General features: G+C 75.5%; 1 protein-coding gene. It reads right to left on the bottom strand.

The window, feature by feature from the left end; translation table 11 throughout:
- The coding region (locus tag HW445_RS32025; RefSeq protein WP_180224261.1) for an ATP-binding SpoIIE family protein phosphatase at positions 1-1,130 on the bottom strand (1,130 nt) is incomplete at both ends.

Genomic DNA, 1,130 nt, shown 5'->3' with positions numbered 1-1,130 from the left:
GGAAGGCGTCGGTGGGGTCGGGTCCGGGGGCGCCGTCCTTGGGGAGGGAGAGTTCGAACCAGACGGTCTTGCCGCGGTGGGTGCGGCGCGACCCCCACGCCGCGCTGAGCAGCTGGACGAGCTGCAGCCCTCGCCCGCCCTCGTCCGTGTCCCGCGCCCGCCGCCGCCGCGGCTGCACCAGCCCGGCGTCCCACACCTCGCACACCAGCGTCCGGTCCAGCAGCAGCCGCAGCCGTATGTCGCCCTCGCCGTACCGCAGCGCGTTGGTGACCAGTTCGCTGACCAGGAGTTCCGCCGTGTCGCCCAGTGCCTGAAGCCCCCATCCGGCGAGCTGCTCCCGGGTGTGGTCGCGGGCCCGGCCCACGCTGCGCGCCTCCGCGGGGAAGGTCCAGTCGCCCACCGAGTCCCGCGGCAGCCCCTGGATCCGGGCCATCAGCAGCGCGATGTCGTCCTCGCCGTGGTGGGTGTCCAGGGCGCCCAGCACCTGGTCGCAGACCTCCTCCAGCGGCCTGGTCGGATCGGTGATCGCGGCGACGAACGCTGCGAGACCGTCGTCCAGCGGCTGGTGCCGGGACTCGACCAGGCCGTCGGTGTAGAGGGCCAGCAGCGCCCCGTCGGGGAGCTCGACCTCGACCTCCTCGAACGGCTCGCCGCCGACGCCCAGCGGCATCCCCGGCGGGACCTCCAGCATCACCCCGGGCCGGCCGGGTTCGACCACCACCGGCGGCAGGTGTCCGGCGTTGGCGAAGACGCAGCGCCGGGTGACCGAGTCGTAGACGGCGTACACGCAGGTCGCGAGGTAGACCTCGGCGGGATCCGCGCCCTCCGGCCGCCGCGCCGTGCGGCCGCCCTTCTGCGCGGGGAGGCCGGGTGAGCCGAGGCCGCGGGCGATCTCGTCGAGCGCCCCCAGCACCTCCGCCGGGCCGAGGTCGAGCAGCGCCAGCGTCCGGACGGCGGTGCGCAGTTCGCCCATGGCGACGGCGGCCCGCAGGCCGCGCCCCATCACGTCGCCGACCACCAGCGCGGTGCGGTGGCCGGGGAGTTCGATGACGTCGAACCAGTCGCCGCCGACCTCGGCGGTGGAGCTGCCGGGCAGGTAGCGGCAGGCGATGTCCAGCCCGGCCGCCTCC

The organism is Streptomyces sp. UH6 (genome assembly GCF_013421635.1).
In the GTDB taxonomy this organism is placed as follows: domain Bacteria; phylum Actinomycetota; class Actinomycetes; order Streptomycetales; family Streptomycetaceae; genus Streptomyces; species Streptomyces abyssomicinicus.
The sequence above is the reverse complement of the archived record's forward strand: the minus strand, read 5'-3'. Positions and strand labels throughout refer to the sequence as shown.